This window comes from Sphingomonas sp. RS2018 (genome assembly GCF_054489605.1).
This window is the reverse complement of record NZ_JBTMWL010000001.1, coordinates 467,683-484,098: the sequence shown is the minus strand read 5'-3', so window position 1 is coordinate 484,098 and position 16,416 is coordinate 467,683. Positions and strand designations below refer to the sequence as shown.

Sequence of the window (16,416 nt, the reverse complement as noted above, 5' to 3'; positions counted from 1 at the left end):
GGCGAAGATGAACGCTTCGTTAATAATGGCGACACCGAATTGAACGGCACGGTCGCATCCGGCGATCACCAACGGGGGGTACATGAACATGCGTAAGATCGGACTCATCGCGACAGCACTCGCGACGGTATTTACGGCGCAGTCGGCCTACGCCGATGGCTTCGTCAACGGCGGCTTCGAAAATGGCACCGCCAGCGGCTGGACGCAGACCGGCGGTTCGCGCACCAGCACGCTCAACGGCAACCTCAATCCGGCGAGCTTCACGGGCTCGTCGCGGGGTGCGGTGATCGCCAACACCTATGTCGATCCCATCCTCGGTTCGAAGATCGGCAGCACGGTCTACAGCGGCGGCTTCGGTTATCGCGTCGAAGACACGACCAGCGGCGGCAATGCCTCGGTCATCTCGCAGCGCGTCAACAACTACACCGATGCGAACATCTTCTTCGCGTGGAAGTCGGTGCTGGAGGGTGCCCACTCGGCGAGCGATTCGGCGACGATGGTCATCACGCTGCGCGATCTGACCACCAACACCACGCTCATCACACGTCAGTACAACGCGGCGTCGGGCGGCAGCGGCGTCGATCCGCGCTTCACCTACGACGCATCGACCAACTACTTCTACACCGCCAACTGGCAGATCGAGAATCTGGCGATCGATTCGACGCTGCAGGGCCATGACTTCCTGCTGTCGGTGCTGGCCGCCGACTGCCAGCCGGCGGGCCATACCGGCTACGTCTATCTCGACGGCTTCGGTGCGGTGACGCCGCCGGTATCGGGGGCCGTCCCGGAGCCGACGACCTGGGCGATGATGATCGCCGGCTTCGGCATGGTCGGTGGCGCGATGCGCCGTCGCCAGCGCGAGAACCAGCGGACGAAGGTCAGCTTCGCCTGATCGCATCCACGCGGGGTGGACGGGGGCGGTGGCGCAAGCTGCCGCCCCTTCGCCGCGTCTGTAGCCGATGGAGCCACAGGTGCGGCATCCCGCGCCCGTAACGTATCGACAACGACCTGTGGCGCGCGGCGCCGAATGCGCGCTATGATCGCTGCCGGGGGGACAGCATAGACCATGGGTGGATGGGCTACGCCAGCCGCGCAGGCGGACACGCAGACCGGGCAGTCGCGATCGCTCGCGTCGCCCGGTTCGTCGATATCGCCGATCTCGTTGGGCGCAGCGGCACCGGCCCGTCTGCTGGGCCTGTCGGCGGCGCTCGCCGCGATGGTCGCCGCGGGCACGATGGTCGCTGCGATGCATGTCCCATCGGTGTCGATCGCCATCACGCGCGCCGGTGCCGACACGGTCCACATCGCCGGCCCCGACGTCGATGTTCCCGCGACCGCGCCGCTGGTCTTCACGGCACCCGGCCAGGCACCGCAGACCTTCCAGGCCGTCGCGCTCGCCGACGACGCCGATCCCCGCATCGGCCATGACGGCAATATCGCGCACTGGGACCGCCTGTCCGAGCTGGCGACGACGCTGGCGGGCGGCACCGCCGTCCTCCGCTATCCGGGCGCGGACGGCACAACGCACGACTGGCACATCGCCAGCCGCGAACAGACGCTGGCGACGCTGTGCCCGCATTTCTGGCTGCCGTGGCTGACGACGGTGATCGCGCTGGTGGTCGGGCTGTGGGTATGGACGGTGCGCCACCGCGACTGGGCCAGCCGGCAATTCGCGCTGATGAGCATCGGCATCGCCGCCGCCGCGCTGCCGATCGCCATCGCGGGCGAGACGCCCCTCGCCACGCCCGATTACCGCTGGCTGCTGGTGACCAACAGCCTGGGTTCGCTGCTGTTCGGCGCCGGGCTGCTCGGCATGCTGGCGAGGTTTCCGCTGCCGCTGCTGCCGCGCCGGTTCGCCGATGTGACGCTGGCCGCCTGCCTCGCCCTGATCGCGCTTCAGCTGTTCGAACTGGTGCCTGCCCCCTATCCGCTGATCGGCGGCGCCTGTCTGGCGATCCTCGTCGCGATGCTGGTGCTGCTCGCCGCGCAGGTCGTCGCCGCGCGGCACGACGCGCCGGCGCGGGCCGCCGCCACCATCCTGGCGACGACGGTGTCGGCATCGGTGGTGGTGGTCGTCGCGGTCGCCGTGCTGCCGATCGTGATCGGCGCGCGACAGCCGCTGCACACCGCCTTCGCGATCCCGCTGCTGCTGGTGATCCATCTCGGCGTAGCCGCCGCAACGGTACGCAGCCGCTCGGTCGCGGTCGAGCGCTGGGCGGGCGGCGCCACCCGCGAAGCGCTGGTCACCGCGCTGGTCATCGGCTTCGACATCGCGCTGGTCGCCGTCGCCTGGGCGGTGATGGGCCCCGCGGGGGCGGTGATGACGATCCTCCTGACGACCGCACACATCGGCCTGCGCAACGGCCTGCGTCGTCGCCGCGACGCCGGCGCGCGCGAGCGGGAGCGTGTGCTGCTGCGCCAGATCACGCAGCTGGCGCTGGCCGCCGACGCCGACCGGCGACAGGCGTTGTGGATCGACGCGTTGCAGCTCGCCTTCGCTCCGCTCGACATCGCGCCAGGCGCGGCCGGCGACACGCGACTGTCGATCGCCGACGACGGTCGCCTGCTGCACGTGCCGGCCACCGCCGAGACCGACGCCCTGGTGCTGTCGCATGCCGAGAACGGCTATCGCCGGTTCGATCAGGGGCATCTGGCCCGCGCCCGCGAACTCTGCACGCTGATGGCATCGGTCACCAGCGCGCGCGACGCCTATCTGCGCGGCGTGGTCGAGGAACGGCGCCGCATCGCGCGCGACCTGCACGACGATGTCGGCGCGCGGCTGATGACCAGCCTGCACCGCCACGACAGCGGCATGATGCGGCAGGACGTCCGCGACGCGATGGCCGACATCCGCCTGATCGTCGGCAACCTCGTCGGCGAGCGGCGGCGGCTGGAGGAGGTGCTGGCCGACATCCGGCATGAGGCGGCGACCCGGCTGACCGACGCCGACATCGCGCTCGACTGGCCGCCGTGCGCAGGGCCTCCCGACGCCACGACCGTATCGGGCGAGGCCGCGCGGCACCTGACCTCGATGCTGCGCGAACTCGTCAGCAACACCATCCGCCACGCCCACGCCGGCAAGGTCGCGGTACGGGTGAGCCGAGCCGACGACGATCTGCACCTGACCTTCGCCGACGACGGCGTCGGGCGCGGGGCACAGGGCAACGGCTATGGCCTGGCCAACGTGATGCGCCGGGCTGCGGCGCTGGGCGGTACCGCGACGCTGGCGGACCCGCCCGGTTTCACCGCGCATCTTCACCTGCCGCGCATCACCGCGATCGATGCCGCTGTCGACGCCGTGCGGACGGCGGCGGCACAATGACCGGCACGCGCGCCTGCCTGATCGTCGAGGATCTGGTCGACACGCGCACTTGGCTGGCAGGCATCGTGCAAGAGATCTTCGGCGTCACGCCCGCGCTCGCCGGATCGCTGGCTGCGGCGCGAGACTGGCGGCGTCAGCACAGCGCGACGCCGGTGCTGGCGCTGATCGACATCGGCCTGCCCGACGGCAGCGGCCTCGACCTCGTCAACGAACTGGCCGGCGATCCACGATCGACGATCATCGTGACGACGATCTTCGAGGATGACGAGACGCTGCTGCGTGCCTTCGCGTGCGGTGCGCACGGCTTCCTGCTGAAGGCGCTCGGCTCAGCGGACATCGCCGACCGGCTGCGCGCACTGGAGCGTGGCGAGGTCGCCATCTCCCCCTCGATCGCGCGGCGGCTGCTCGGGCGGTTCCGGCAGGCCCAGCCCAGCGCCGCCGCCGAGCTGACGCATCGCGAAACCGAGGTGCTGTCGATGATCGGGCGCGGCCTGACCGTGGCGGAGGCGAGCAACGTGCTCGGCATCGCGGGCGAGACGGTGTCCACCCACGTCAAGTCGATCTACCGCAAGCTCAACATCGCCTCGCGCGCCGAAGCAGCGCTGGAGGCGCGCCGGCGCGGCCTCGCGTAATATCAGTCGCGCACCGCCGCGACGAAATAATCGAGCGTCGTGTCGTCCCCCACGACGAACCCGCGCGCGACCGAAAACGACAGACCGCGCACGTCGACGACGCGTAAGCCCGTCGCGGTCACCAGCCCGGTCAGCTCGTCCGGCGTCAGGAACTTGTCCCAGTCGTGCGTCCCGCGCGGGATCTGCCCCAGCCCCTCGGCCAGCGTAATCATCGCGATCTTCGACAGCGGCGTGCGATTGGGCGTCGACAACAGCATCAGCCCGCCCGGCGCCACCGCCCCCGCCAGTGCCGTCACGAAGGCGGCGGGGTCGGGCACGTGCTCGATCACCTCGAAGCTGACGACCAGATCGAACGTCTCGCCCGCGACCGTTTCGGTCCCGCCCATGCGATAGTCGATGGCGAGGCCCACCCCGTCGGCATGGGCGCGCGCCGCACCGATATTCTCGGCCGCCGCGTCGACCCCGGTCACCGCCGCGCCCAGCCGCGCGATCGGCTCCGCCAGCAGCCCGGCGCCACACCCCATGTCGAGCGCACGTTTGCCCTCGAGCGGCGTGAAGTCCCGCGCGTCCCCGCCCCAGTGCGCATCGACCCTCGCACGCAGATAGGCCAACCGCGGCGGGTTCAGCCGGTGCAGCATCGCCGAACTGCCCTTCGGATTCCACCAGTCCGCCGCCAGCCGTCCGAAATGCGCGGCCTCGCGCGCGTCGATGGTATCTGTCGTTACGGTTGCGTCGTTCATTCCCCCCTCCTATCAGCCACGCCATCCGCTCCCAAGGGATAAGACCAGGCGCCATGGCCCGTATCGTGATGAAGTTCGGCGGCACGTCGATGGCCGGCATCGAACGCATCCGCAATGTCGCCGCACGCGTGAAGCGCGAATGGGCGGCGGGCAACGAGATCGCGGTCGTCGTGTCGGCGATGGCGGGCGAGACCGACCGGCTGGTCGGCTTCTGCCGCGAAGCCTCCGCGCTCTACGACGCGCGCGAGTACGACGTCGTCGTGTCGGCTGGCGAACAGGTGACCGCAGGCCTGCTCGCCATAGCGTTGCAGGCGATCGGCGTCCCGGCACGCAGCTGGCTCGGCTGGCAGCTGCCGATCCGCACGTCGGATGGTCATGCGTCGGCACGCATCGCCGATATCTCCACCGAGGGGCTGCTGGCGTCGATGGGCAACCGCGAAGTCGCGGTGATCCCCGGTTTCCAGGGTCTGGCGTCGGGCGAGCGCGTGACGACGCTCGGCCGCGGCGGGTCGGACACGTCTGCGGTGGCGATGGCGGCGGCGATGAAGGCCGACCGCTGCGACATCTACACCGACGTCGACGGCGTCTACACCACCGACCCGCGTATCGTCCCGCGCGCGCGCAAGCTGAAGCGCGTGACGTACGAAGAGATGCTGGAACTGGCGAGCGTCGGGGCGAAGGTGCTCCAGACCCGCTCGGTCGGGCTCGCCATGAAGGAAAAGGTGCGCGTGCAGGTGCTGTCGTCGTTCGTCGACGACGACGCGCCCGCCGCCGACACGCTGCCGGGGACGATGATCGTCGGCGAGGAGGAAATCGAGGACATGGAACGCCAGCTCATCACCGGAATCGCCCACGACAAGAACGAGGCGAAGATCACGCTGACCCGCGTGCCCGACAAGCCCGGCGCGGTGGCGAGCGTCTTCGCGCCGCTGGCGGAGGCGAACATCAACGTCGACATGATCGTGCAGAACATCGCGCACGCCAGCGGATCGACCGACGTCACCTTCACCGTGCCCATGGCCGATCTGGCGAAGAGCCTCGACGTGCTGGAAAAGGCGCAGGGGGAGATCGGCTTCGGCGGCCTCGTCCACGACACCCGCGTCGCGAAGGTGTCGGTGGTCGGCGTCGGCATGCGCAGCCACGCGGGCGTCGCCTCGATGATGTTCACGACGCTCGGCGCGCGCGGCATCAACATCCAGGCGATCACCACGTCGGAGATCAAGGTCAGCGTGCTGATCCACGAGGACGAGACGGAGCTGGCGGTGCGTGTGTTGCACACCGCCTACGGGCTCGATGCCGAGGATCCCGCCGCCTGATGTACAAGGGGGGTCGAGCGGCTTGAGCCGCCGGAACGGGGATTGGTCAGAGAAGGCGCAAGGGCCGGCGCAAAAGTGACACAGGGGGCGACTGCAGGACGTTTCGGTCAGCCTTGGCGATCGATCACGAACGCCGGCCGATCCTATTCCCGCCCGGACAGCGCCAGCGCGATCGCCGCGCCGCCCAGCAATATCGCCCCGCCGAAGAACGCCAACGCCGCCAGCGGCACGGTATCGACGACCGGCTCGGGCGTCCGCAACACCGGCCCCGCCTGTGCAACCGGCGCATGGGCCGGCTGATGCAGCGGATAGGGCGATGTGTTGCCGGACGGCACCGGCGGCGCGCCGCTCACGGCGTCACCCCGGCGCGCTGGTCCTCGGGATAGGCGTCGGGCGTTGTCGTACCAACATTCGGCCGGTCCTCGACCCGCTCCTGCGACTGGCCGCCGGGCGTCTCGCGATCCTCGTCCTGCCCGCGATCGAGCGTATCGCTCGGCGACCGACCGTCACCGTCCCGCTGATGCTCGATCGAGATATTGGGCGCCGGCTGGGTCTCGGTCGGCCGGGTAGCGTCGCTGCTGTTGTCGCTCATCGCTGGTCTCCTCACGCGTTCAACGTCACGCAGGGAGGGAGCGTTCCGGTGACGCCAGTGAACGCGACAACATACGCCTGTCGGACGCTGTCACGTACCCCCATCACCGCTTGTTGGCAGCGGCGCGGCGACGCTCCAGCTCTTCAGGAGTCGGAACGACAGACTTGAGTTCCTCGATCGCGGCGGCGGCATCGATGAAGGTCGGCGACGCCGGCGTGGTCGGCGAGGGGTCGGCGAATCGCACGATCGCCAGCCCCGGCCAACCAACCCCGCTGTACATATAGAAGCCGCGATGCCCGCGAGCCCGCGCCACCACCGCCGCATGCAGCACCAGCGCATCGACCTGCGTCATCGGATCGCCGCTGACGAGGACCTGGAATCCTGTGCTGTCCTTGTACGGACGGTCGGAGAAGAAACGGGCCTTTTTGCCGTCCCACACCTTGCGCGAAAGCTCGTCGTAAGAGGATGCCGCGGCATAGGGCAGGATGTGGGACCAGAGGTACCGGTTGTCCTTGTAGCGTTCCAGCTTGGCCGCGACATAGGTATCGCGCCGACGTTGCCGCAGCAATTTTGCATCGACCGCGGACGCCGCGGCACCGCCTGCCGAGCGATGCGGTTCCAGCAGCGCCAAGGCGCCGATCTGCTGGCCGAAGCTTGGCGCCGACCACTCGCTGCGGGCCGTGTAGCCGCGCCATGCGTCGGCCCACCGCCCGCTTCGGACGTCCATCAGGACCCGATGGAAATCGAGCAACTCGACCGTGAATGCTCGCGCAGCGTCCGGCTTCCCGCTGGCATCGAGGGTTTGCAGGATCTTCCGCGCCGCCTCGACCTCACCCACCGATTCGTCCCATCGACCGGCCAACGCCAGATCGACGGCGACGCGCGCGCGGAAGACGCTGCTGGGGTCCGCCTTTGGGAAAGTGATCGCGAACTGCTCGTTATAGTCGCGTGCGAGACCTGCCGCCTCCGCGAACCGCCCGGCATCCTCGAGCGCATCGACACCGCGCTGGATATGAACATGATCGAGCCGACCGAATTGCGTCGCGGCGTCGATCTCCAATTGTTCGACCGTCGGTACTGCGGGTCGGAACCCGTCAGCCGCCACCAGCGGATAATAGCTGTACCGATAACGCGGCACGCGGCGCAGCGACACGGCGCGCGCCGCTGCCACGTCGCCCGCACCGAAGAGCGCGTGCGCCTCGATCATGTCGAAGGACAATCCCAGCGAACGGTCAAAATATGGATTTCCGACCAGGCCGGCGGCGGCCGCTTCCTGCCGCGCCAGCGTCACGTCGCCGATCGCTCCCTTATAGTCCCCCGCCTCGATCCGATGCAGGGCGCGCGCCAAGATCAGCGGAAGACGGCGTACGGTCTTGCCCTCGCGGCCCGGACCGTCGATCAGTCGGGTGCAGGCCGCAACCCCCTTCTCGCCGAACAGTCGAGCGGCAGGACTTGGCTGCTCCACCCCCGGTGCGAACAGGCCAAGCAATGTCACCGCGCCGACAAAGCGCGCGATACTTTCGCCGGCCGACATGTTGTTGGAATTTCCGTCGCACTGAAGATAGCTCGATCCGGTTGTCTTCTCATCGACCGGTATTGGCGGCGGGGTGCTTATATCCTGCGCGGATGCCCCTCCATCGTTCAATAATAATGCCGCGACGATAACCGACACCATTCCGATCTTCATCGATGACTTCCCCTTTTGGTACGACAAGGTAACGATACGGGAATGGGGTGCAAGCCCATGCGATGATGGCTTGCGCAAGTGGGACGGAGATGGCTAGGCGGTGCGATGTCCGACACCCCTGCTGCCGCCGCCGCATCGACCCCGTCCGTGATCGGACACGAACGGCTGCAACGCCGCATGGCGCGCGGCGCCGCCTTCCTTGGCAGCGAGACCGCAATCCTGTGCGGCGCGATGTCGTGGGTCAGCGAACGCCATCTGGTCGCGGCGATGTCGAACGCCGGCGGCTTCGGCCTGATCGCCTGCGGGGCGATGACGCCAGACCTGCTCGACGCCGAGATCGCCGGTACCAAGACGCTGACCGACAAGCCGTTCGGCGTGAACCTCATCACGATGCACCCGATGCTGTTCGAGCTGATCGAGGTGTGCGGGCGTCATGGCGTCACCCATGTCGTGTTGGCCGGCGGCCTGCCGCCGAAGGGCGCGCTGGAGGCGATCAAGGCGACCGGCGCGAAGGTGATCTGCTTCGCGCCCGCGCTCAGCCTCGCCAAGAAGCTGATCCGCTCCGGCGTCGATGCGCTGGTGATCGAGGGGATGGAGGCCGGCGGCCACATCGGTCCCGTCTCGACCAGCGTGCTCGCGCAGGAGATGCTGCCCGAGATCGCCGAACAGTTGCCCGTCTTCGTCGCCGGCGGCATCGGCCGGGGCGAGGCGATCGCCGGCTATCTCGACATGGGCGCGGCGGGCGTGCAGCTCGGCACACGCTTCGTCTGCGCGAGCGAGAGCGTCGCGCATGCGAACTTCAAGAAGGCGTTCATCCGCGCCTCCGCCCGCGATGCCGTCGCCAGCGTGCAGATCGACCCGCGCCTGCCCGTCATCCCGGTGCGCGCGCTGAAGAACGCGGGCGGCGAGGCGTTCACCGCCAAGCAGCGCGAGGTCGCGCAGGCGCTTGACGAGGGCAAGGTCGCGATGGCCGAGGCGCAGTTGCAGATCGAGCATTACTGGGCGGGCGCACTGCGCCGCGCGGTGATCGACGGCGACGTCGAGAACGGCAGCCTGATGGCCGGCCAGTCGGTCGGCATGGTGACGAAGGAGGAGCCGCTCGCCGACATCCTCGCCACGCTGATCGCCGAGGCCGCCACCGCCTTTGAAGCCCGCGCCGCCGTCTGATCTGCTTGCATTCTGCTGTCACCATGACAACATCGCGGGCATGGCGACGCTCACGATCCGACAGCTCGACGACGCGGTCTACGCGCGGTTGAAGGCGAAGGCTTTGGCCAACCACCGCTCTCTCGAGGCGGAGGTGCGCATGATGCTGACCGAGCAGGTCGAGACCGGCACGACCATCGTCGATCGGCTTCGCCGGCATCAGACGGAGATGGTGGAACGCCACGGCTATCTGCCAGACAGCGTGGCGCTGATCCGGCAGATCCGCGAGGAGGAATGATCGTCGCCGATGCAAGCTTGGCGGCGAAGTGGCTTTTCTGGGAAGAAGGTTCCGACGCCGCGCTGTTGTTTCTCGAACGTTATCAGGATCAGTTGGTCGCGCCCGACCTCATCGTCGTTGAGGTCGCATCGGCGCTGGTGCGCACGGCAAACATGCACAAACATGTGGCCGACGAGATGCAGCATCTGCTGGATCGCTGGTGCGGCGACTGGGGCGGCGCGCTAATCGCGACTGTTCGATCGACGCCACCGATCGTCCGAACGGCGGGACGCCTCGCAATCGAACTCGGTCATCCGATCGCCGACTGCGTGTATCTCGCGCTGGCCATTGAAAATGATTGCGATCTGGTCACCTGCGATGCGAAATTCGCTGCGAAAGCAGAACCGGTATATCCGCGGGCCCGGACGCTGACGCGGTATCTCGCCGCCTGATCCCGCCGACAACATTTGGCTACTGGCGTTCGCGCGTCGTTTCGGCCAACGGGCGGACATGGTCGAAAGCATCCTGTCCTTCCTGGCGAACATCGTCATCTCGGTGATCGAGGCGACCGGCTATGCCGGCGTCGCATTGTTGATGGCGATCGAGAGTGCATGCGTGCCGCTGCCGTCCGAACTCATCATGCCGTTCGCGGGCTATCTGGTGTCGCTGGGCAAGATGAACATCTACCTCGCCGCGACGGCGGGTGCGATCGGCTGCAACCTGGGGTCGATCGTCGCCTATGAAGTCGGCAAGCGCGGCGGGCGGCCGTTCGTCGTGCGGTGGGGCAAGTATCTGCTGATCGGTCCCGACGAGCTCGATGCCGCCGACCGGTTCTTCGCGCGGTTCGGGTCGTCGGCGGTGTTCATCGGCCGGCTGCTGCCCGTCATCCGCACCTTCATCGCCTTTCCGGCGGGCGTGGCGCGGATGCCGTTGGTACCGTTCCACGTCTATACCTTCGTCGGCTCCTGGCCGTTCTGTTTCGCGCTCGCCTGGGTCGGGCGCGAGCTGGGCGAGAAGTGGCATGGCGACCCGCGCGTGCGCGCTTTCTTCCACTCCGCCGACGCCATCATCGGCGTCGTCCTGGTCGTAGCGGTCGTCTGGTACGTGTGGCACCGCGTCAGCAAGATCCGCGCGGCTGGGCGCGAGGGGCAGGAATAGCCGGGCAATCTTTGCCGTTCGTGCTGAGCCTGTCGAAGCACCGTGCTTCGTGCCTCGGACGCCGCGTTTGCGGATCGAAGAACGGTCCTTCGACAAGCTCAGGACGACCGGGGTCGGGGTAGATTACTGGGCGCCCCCCATCTTCTCCGGCACTACCACCATCGACCAGTCCTTCGCCGGCTGGAGATATTTCGCCGCCAGCGCCTGCAATTCCTGCGGCGTGATGCGGGTCAGGTCGCGGGCGATCGTATCGACCGCCGCCAGCCGCTTTGGATCGAACGAGCCGCCTTCGGTCTGCGCCACCCAGAACATGTTGCCGGTCGACATGCGCGCCACCAGTTGGACCACCGGCACCAGCGCGCGGCGCAATTCGTCGGTGTCGACGGGCTTGGCGACCAGATCGGCGGCGATGCCGCGCGTCAGTTCGAAGAAATAGCCCGTCTTGTCTGGCGGCACCATGCCAAGCGCCATCAGCCGCCCGCCGCCGTCCATCCCCACCGGCCAGGCCGAGGCGACGTTGGGCGTGTAGCTGACGCCCGCTTCCGACCGCAGCTTGTCGAGCAGGCGGTCGCGGAACACCGCGGCGAGCACCTCCAGCTTCCGACCCTCGGCAATGTTGCCGCTGCCGCCACCGGTCGGCCAGGCGATCACCGCCGCGGCCTGGCCATCGCTGCCGGTGTGGGTACGCACCATCGGTCGCGCGACATGCGCCGGGAAGCGCGCGGTCGGCGACACCGGCACCGCCGCCTTGCGCGCCTTCAGCGCCCCGAACGACCGCGCGACCGCGTCGATCGCGGCGACGGATTTGACGTCGCCGAACACCTGCACCTCGATCGGACCGGAGGCGAGCAGCGGTGCCCACAGCTTGCGGAACGCCTTCGCATCCAACCGCTCGATCTCGGCCCGGGCGGGCGTACCCCAGCGCGGATCGCCATCGCGCAGCAACCGGTCGAGGTCGCGCGACAGCACGCCGTCCGGCGACGAGTCGAGCGCGGCATAGCTTGCCAGCATGACGGCGCGCGCCCGCGCCACCGGCTGCGGATCCCAGCGCGGCTTGGCGAGCTTCGCCGCCATCAGCCGCAGCTGATCGGGCAGGTCGTCGGCCGAGGTCGTCGCCCCCATCACGAAGGCGTCGGTGTCGATCTTGAAGTCGAGGCCGATGCGCCGCCCGCCGGTCAGCCGGTCGAGTTCTTCCTGCCCCAGCTTGCCGATGCCGCTGGCGATCAGCGCCAGATCGGCGGCATAGGCCGGCGTGGTGCGATCGTCGGGCAGCGCCTGCAGCCCGCGACCGAAGCGGACGCGGACGTAGACGCGACTGGCCTCCGACGGATTTTCGAACAGCAGCATGCGGACGCCGTTGGCGAAGTCGATGCGCTCCACCTTCGGGTCGGCGACGCCGACGGTGCGAGCGACGACCTTGCCGGGGCGGCCGAGCTTCGGCAGCGAATCGAAGCTGACGTGCGCCTGCCGCCCGCTCGCCGCCGCGGTGCCCTTCACCTCCGAGTTCAGCGCGGTCTCGAGCCTGGCCGGGACGTTGTCGGCCGGCGTACGCGTATTGACGACGCCGCGCAGGCTGACGCCCGAGAACACCGCCTTCGCCGAAGCCTGTACCGTGGCGGGCGTGAACATGGCCGCAGCGACGGCTTTTTCGAACACCTCCAGGCTGGCGGCAGCAGTGGTCGTCGTCTCCTTGATATCGACCGCCTCGACCAGATCGTCGGCCTTCTTGGCGCCCGCCTCGACCGCGGCGCTCGCCACGCTCGCCTTCATGTTGGCGGAGATCTCGGTGATCTCACGGTCGATCTCGCCTTGGTTCGGCGGCGTGGCGACCGCGTCGGCGATGGCGGCGCGGACGTCCTTCAGCGCAGCCTCCCAGTCGTCGCCGACCGGCAGGATCGAAACGAAGGTCGCGTTCGCGCTGCGGGACACGTCCTCCAGATCGGCCGAGGCACTGATGAAGCTGCCGCCACCCCGCGCGCGCTGCTCCAGCCGCCGGTTGACGATGCGCACCGCCACCATGTCCACCATGCGCTTCTGATTGAAGATGATCGTGTCGTCGCCGACCGTCCACGGGCGCAGATAGGCCAGGCTGATGATCGGCGGCAGCGCGGGTTCGACCAGCGCCGCCGTCTCTGTCTTGCCTTCGCGTGGGCTTCCGAAGGAAGGCGTCGGCTCAGGCGCGCCCTTGCCCTGCCAGCCGGCGAAGGCGCGGACGATCTGCTTCTCGAACACCGCCGGGTCCATGTCGCCGGAGATGACGACGACCGCGCGGTCGGGGCGATACCAGCGGTCGTGGAACGCCTGCACCGACGCCGCCGTCGCGGCCGACAGCGTCGCGGGCGTGCCGATCGGCGAGCGGTTGGCGAGCGGCTGGCCGGCGAAGAAGGTCGCGCGCGTCAGGTCGCCCAGCCGCACCTGCGGCCCCGGCTGCTCGCGCGCCTCTGCCATCACCACCGGGCGCTCCGCATCCAGCGCCGCCTGCGTCAGGCCGGGACCGGACATCATGCCCTCGAGGATCTTCAGGCTTTCGGCCAGACTCGTCTCGTTCGCCATCGGCAGGTCGAGCTTGTAGACCGTCTGCGTGAAGCTGGTGCTGGCGTTGGTGTCCGCGCCGAAGGTCACGCCCATCCGCTGCCAGATGCGCTTCGCCTCGCCGTCGGGCACGTGTTCGGACCCGCGGAACGACAGATGCTCGATCAGATGGGCATAGCCCTGTTCGCTGTCGCGCTCCATCAGCGAGCCCGCGTCGATCCGCACGCGGATCGCGACCTGACCCGGCGGCACGCCGTTCTTGCGGACGGCGTAGCGCAAACCGTTGGGCAACGTGCCGAACCGCCACGCCGGATCGGGGGTGAGGTCGCTACCCTTGTACAGCCATGCCGTGCGATCGACTGGCACCGCGACGGGGGCACGTGCCGCATCCTGCGGCTTCGCCGGCGCGGATGTCGCCAGCGGCCTCTGCACGGGCGTCCGCTGCGGCGTGAGCTTCTGTTGCGCAGGCGAGGCGACGGCCAGGCCGAGCATGACGGGGAGCGCGACGAGCACGCGGACGAACGACGACGGGAACGCGATCATTGTCGCCCCATGTAACGGTGTTTCCTGAACCTAACCAGCACGGGTGCGCCGCAACGCTGCGTTTCCGACGCTTCGGCTTGATCCGCACGCGCGCGCGGCCCACATGCACGGTCATGTTGATCGAAACCGAAACGACGCCCAACCCCGCCACGCTGAAGTTTCTGCCCGGACGCACCGTCATGGACAGCGGCACGCGTGACTTCGCTACGCCCGAGGAGGCGGAAGCATCGCCGCTGGCCGAGGCGCTGTTCGCGCTGGGCGACGTGACGGGCGTGTTCTTCGGCCGCGACTTCGTGTCGGTCACCGCAGCACCCGGCGTCGAGTGGAACGTGCTCAAGCCGGATGTGCTCGGCGTGCTGCTCGACCATTTCTCCGCCGCGATGCCGCTGTTCCGCCCCGGCTCCGCCGCCGGGATCAGCGTGCCGAGCGAGGATTTCGCCGACGATCCCGCCGATGCCGACATCGTCGCGCAGATCCGCGAGCTGATCGAAACCCGCGTCCGCCCCGCGGTCGCCAACGACGGCGGCGACATCGTCTATCGCGGGTTCGACAAGGGCAAGGTCTATCTGCAGATGCAGGGCGCCTGCTCGGGCTGTCCGTCGTCGTCGATGACGCTCAAGAGCGGGATCGAGCAGCTGCTGCGCCATTACGTCCCCGAAGTGACCGAGGTCCGCGCGGTCTGATCCGCACAGCCTCTTCCGCCTGACATCCGGAGTTTGCCGACATGGGCCAGCCGCTCGACGACGCCGCGCTCGACACGATCTTTCGCGCCGCGCGTACCTATAATCATTATCTCGACACCCCGGTCGGCGAAGACCGGCTGCACGCGATCTGGGACCTGATGAAATGGGGGCCTACCTCGGCCAACCAGCTGCCGGCGCGGATCGTCTGGGTCACCACCGATGCGGCGAAGCAGTCGCTCGCCGCTGCGTCGAGCGAGGGCAATCGCGACAAGATCCTGAAGGCGCCGGTCACCGCGATCATCGGGATGGACGAGAATTTTCACGAGCATCTGCCCGAACTGTTCGCGCATGCCGATGCCAAGTCCTGGTTCGACGGCAATGCCGAACTGCGCCAGGCATCGGCGTTCCGCAATTCATCGTTGCAGGGGGCGTATTTCATCATCGCCGCGCGGGCGCTGGGGCTCGACACCGGCCCCATGTCCGGCTTCGATGCCGGGCTGGTCGACAAGGCGTTCTTCGCCGAGACGCCGGGCGTGACGACGAACTTCATCTCGACGCTCGGCTATGGTGATCCGGCCAGCATCTTCCCGCGCAGCCCGCGGCCCGACTTCGCCAAGTTCAACCGTATCGCCTGACGTCCGGGTGCGCACGCTCGTCATCTCCACGGCCACCGCCGCCTGTTCGGTCGCGCTGATCGAGAACGATCAGATCGTTGCCAGTGCGCATGACGTCGTCGGGCGCGGCCATGCCGAGCGGCTGGTGCCGATGATCGCGGACCTGCCCGACGGCGGACGCGCCAGCCGCATCCTCGTCGATTGCGGTCCGGGCAGCTTCACCGGCGTCCGCGTCGGACTAGCCGCAGCGATCGGGCTGGGCATCGGCTGGGGTGTGCCAGTGGCGGGGTTTTCCTCGCTGTCGCTGATCGCCGCGGCGGCACTCGATGAACATCCCGGTCTCGACGGGTGCGCGGTGGTGATCGAGGGCGGTCATGGCGAGCTGTTCGTGCAGAATTTCGAAGCCGGGCTGTCGCCGGGACCGCTGGTTTCGCTGAAGCCCGCCGACGTGCTTGCGGCGCTCGGCAATCGCGTCGCGGTGGGTAACGGCGGAGCCCGACTGCTCGCCATCAGCCCCACCGCAGCCACGATCGATAGCTTGCCCGACGCATCGCGCGCGACCTTGTTGCCGGACGCGCTGGCGTCGCTGCCCGCCCGCCCGATCTACGGACGTGCGCCCGATGCGAAGCCGAAGGCGGCATGAGTACCGCGCCGCGCATGATCGAGCTGCGCAGCGGCGATGCCGGCGACCTGCCGACCATCGTCCGGCTGATGGAGGAGTCGTTCGATCCCCGCTTCGGCGAGGCGTGGAACAGTGGTCAGTGTCTCGGCATGCTCGCGCTGCCCGGCGTGTGGCTGACGCTGGCGCTCTACAATGATGCGGTGTCGGGCTTCGCCCTATCGCGCGTGGTAGCGGGCGATGGCGAGCTGCTGCTGATCGCGGTCCATCCCGACATGCGCGGTCGCGGTATCGGCGCCGCGCTGCTGCGAGGTGCCATCGCGCAGGCGCGCGAGCATGGCGGCGAGCGGCTGCATCTCGAGGTGCGCGAGGGCAACGACGCTATCGCGCTCTACGCCGCGCACGGCTTCACGCCCGTCGGTCGCCGCCGCGACTATTATCGCGGGCCGGTCGGGACGCGGATCGACGCAATGACGTTTGCGCTGACGCTGTAGCGCAACGTCACATTTGCGAGTCGCTTGCGCTTCCCACCGGCGCTCACTCGCATTACATCGA

At 68.5% G+C, this 16,416-nt stretch carries 17 protein-coding genes; 12 read left to right on the top strand and 5 right to left on the bottom strand.

Annotated features, from left to right (window positions below; all coding sequences use genetic code 11):
• Positions 1-88 precede the first annotated feature (88 nt).
• The 3 genes from ACX40P_RS02550 to ACX40P_RS02540 all read left to right on the top strand — a co-directional run bounded on the left by ACX40P_RS02550 (position 89) and on the right by ACX40P_RS02540 (position 3,954).
• Positions 89-892, top strand: a complete 804-nt coding sequence (locus ACX40P_RS02550) for a PEPxxWA-CTERM sorting domain-containing protein (protein ID WP_459124717.1) — start codon at positions 89-91, stop codon at positions 890-892.
• A gap of 174 nt (positions 893-1,066) precedes the next feature.
• Complete coding sequence (locus tag ACX40P_RS02545; protein WP_459124716.1) at positions 1,067-3,322, top strand: sensor histidine kinase; 2,256 nt, start codon at positions 1,067-1,069, stop codon at positions 3,320-3,322.
• A complete protein-coding gene (locus ACX40P_RS02540; protein WP_459124715.1) occupies positions 3,319-3,954 on the top strand; it encodes a LuxR C-terminal-related transcriptional regulator in 636 nt (211 codons plus the stop codon). Before ACX40P_RS02545 ends, ACX40P_RS02540 begins: the two co-directional genes overlap by 4 nt.
• Before the next feature lie 2 nt (positions 3,955-3,956).
• Here the strand turns inward: ACX40P_RS02540 and ubiG are convergent, their stop codons facing one another.
• Positions 3,957-4,694: a bifunctional 2-polyprenyl-6-hydroxyphenol methylase/3-demethylubiquinol 3-O-methyltransferase UbiG gene (gene ubiG / locus ACX40P_RS02535; protein ID WP_459124714.1), complete on the bottom strand. Its 738-nt coding sequence runs from the start codon at positions 4,692-4,694 to the stop codon at positions 3,957-3,959.
• 53 nt (positions 4,695-4,747) lie between these two features.
• On the opposite strand from ubiG, the gene ACX40P_RS02530 reads away from it, so the two are divergent.
• Complete coding sequence (locus ACX40P_RS02530; RefSeq protein WP_459124713.1) at positions 4,748-6,010, top strand: aspartate kinase; 1,263 nt, start codon at positions 4,748-4,750, stop codon at positions 6,008-6,010.
• A 143-nt stretch (positions 6,011-6,153) separates the two neighbouring features.
• On the opposite strand, the gene ACX40P_RS02525 is transcribed toward ACX40P_RS02530, so the two are convergent.
• From ACX40P_RS02525 to ACX40P_RS02515, 3 genes are all read right to left on the bottom strand, one after another.
• On the bottom strand, positions 6,154-6,363 hold the full coding sequence (locus ACX40P_RS02525; RefSeq protein WP_459124712.1) for a hypothetical protein: 210 nt from the start codon (positions 6,361-6,363) through the stop codon (positions 6,154-6,156).
• On the bottom strand, positions 6,360-6,602 hold the full coding sequence (locus ACX40P_RS02520; protein ID WP_459124711.1) for a hypothetical protein: 243 nt from the start codon (positions 6,600-6,602) through the stop codon (positions 6,360-6,362). The genes ACX40P_RS02525 and ACX40P_RS02520 overlap by 4 nt, the downstream gene beginning before the upstream one ends.
• A gap of 103 nt (positions 6,603-6,705) precedes the next feature.
• Complete coding sequence (locus ACX40P_RS02515; protein WP_459124710.1) at positions 6,706-8,289, bottom strand: hypothetical protein; 1,584 nt, start codon at positions 8,287-8,289, stop codon at positions 6,706-6,708.
• Between the two features lie 177 nt (positions 8,290-8,466).
• Between ACX40P_RS02515 and ACX40P_RS02510 the strand changes: the two genes are divergently transcribed.
• From ACX40P_RS02510 to ACX40P_RS02495, 4 genes are read left to right on the top strand one after another with little or no spacing between them, the layout of a single operon-like run.
• Positions 8,467-9,456: an NAD(P)H-dependent flavin oxidoreductase gene (locus tag ACX40P_RS02510; protein ID WP_459125218.1), complete on the top strand. Its 990-nt coding sequence runs from the start codon at positions 8,467-8,469 to the stop codon at positions 9,454-9,456.
• 40 nt (positions 9,457-9,496) lie between these two features.
• Positions 9,497-9,733: a FitA-like ribbon-helix-helix domain-containing protein gene (locus ACX40P_RS02505; RefSeq protein ID WP_459124709.1), complete on the top strand. Its 237-nt coding sequence runs from the start codon at positions 9,497-9,499 to the stop codon at positions 9,731-9,733.
• A complete protein-coding gene (locus ACX40P_RS02500; protein WP_459124708.1) occupies positions 9,730-10,164 on the top strand; it encodes a type II toxin-antitoxin system VapC family toxin in 435 nt (144 codons plus the stop codon). Before ACX40P_RS02505 ends, ACX40P_RS02500 begins: the two co-directional genes overlap by 4 nt.
• A 58-nt stretch (positions 10,165-10,222) precedes the next feature.
• Complete coding sequence (locus tag ACX40P_RS02495; protein WP_459124707.1) at positions 10,223-10,870, top strand: DedA family protein; 648 nt, start codon at positions 10,223-10,225, stop codon at positions 10,868-10,870.
• A 123-nt stretch (positions 10,871-10,993) separates the two neighbouring features.
• On the opposite strand, the gene ACX40P_RS02490 is transcribed toward ACX40P_RS02495, so the two are convergent.
• Complete coding sequence (locus ACX40P_RS02490) at positions 10,994-13,945, bottom strand: M16 family metallopeptidase (protein ID WP_459124706.1); 2,952 nt, start codon at positions 13,943-13,945, stop codon at positions 10,994-10,996.
• A gap of 113 nt (positions 13,946-14,058) precedes the next feature.
• Here ACX40P_RS02490 and ACX40P_RS02485 point away from each other — a divergent pair, with 113 nt between their 5' ends.
• The 4 genes from ACX40P_RS02485 to ACX40P_RS02470 are packed head-to-tail and all read left to right on the top strand — an operon-like array spanning position 14,059 to position 16,355.
• A complete protein-coding gene (locus ACX40P_RS02485; RefSeq protein WP_459124705.1) occupies positions 14,059-14,628 on the top strand; it encodes a NifU family protein in 570 nt (189 codons plus the stop codon).
• A gap of 41 nt (positions 14,629-14,669) precedes the next feature.
• Positions 14,670-15,263, top strand: a complete 594-nt coding sequence (locus tag ACX40P_RS02480; protein WP_459124704.1) for a malonic semialdehyde reductase — start codon at positions 14,670-14,672, stop codon at positions 15,261-15,263.
• A gap of 7 nt (positions 15,264-15,270) precedes the next feature.
• Entirely contained in the window at positions 15,271-15,885 is a 615-nt protein-coding gene (tsaB, locus tag ACX40P_RS02475) for a tRNA (adenosine(37)-N6)-threonylcarbamoyltransferase complex dimerization subunit type 1 TsaB (protein WP_459124703.1), read from the top strand.
• Positions 15,882-16,355 carry a GNAT family N-acetyltransferase gene (locus tag ACX40P_RS02470; RefSeq protein WP_459124702.1) on the top strand — a complete coding sequence of 158 codons (474 nt, stop codon included), beginning with the start codon at positions 15,882-15,884 and terminating at the stop codon, positions 16,353-16,355. Before tsaB ends, ACX40P_RS02470 begins: the two co-directional genes overlap by 4 nt.
• Positions 16,356-16,416: the final 61 nt, after the last annotated feature.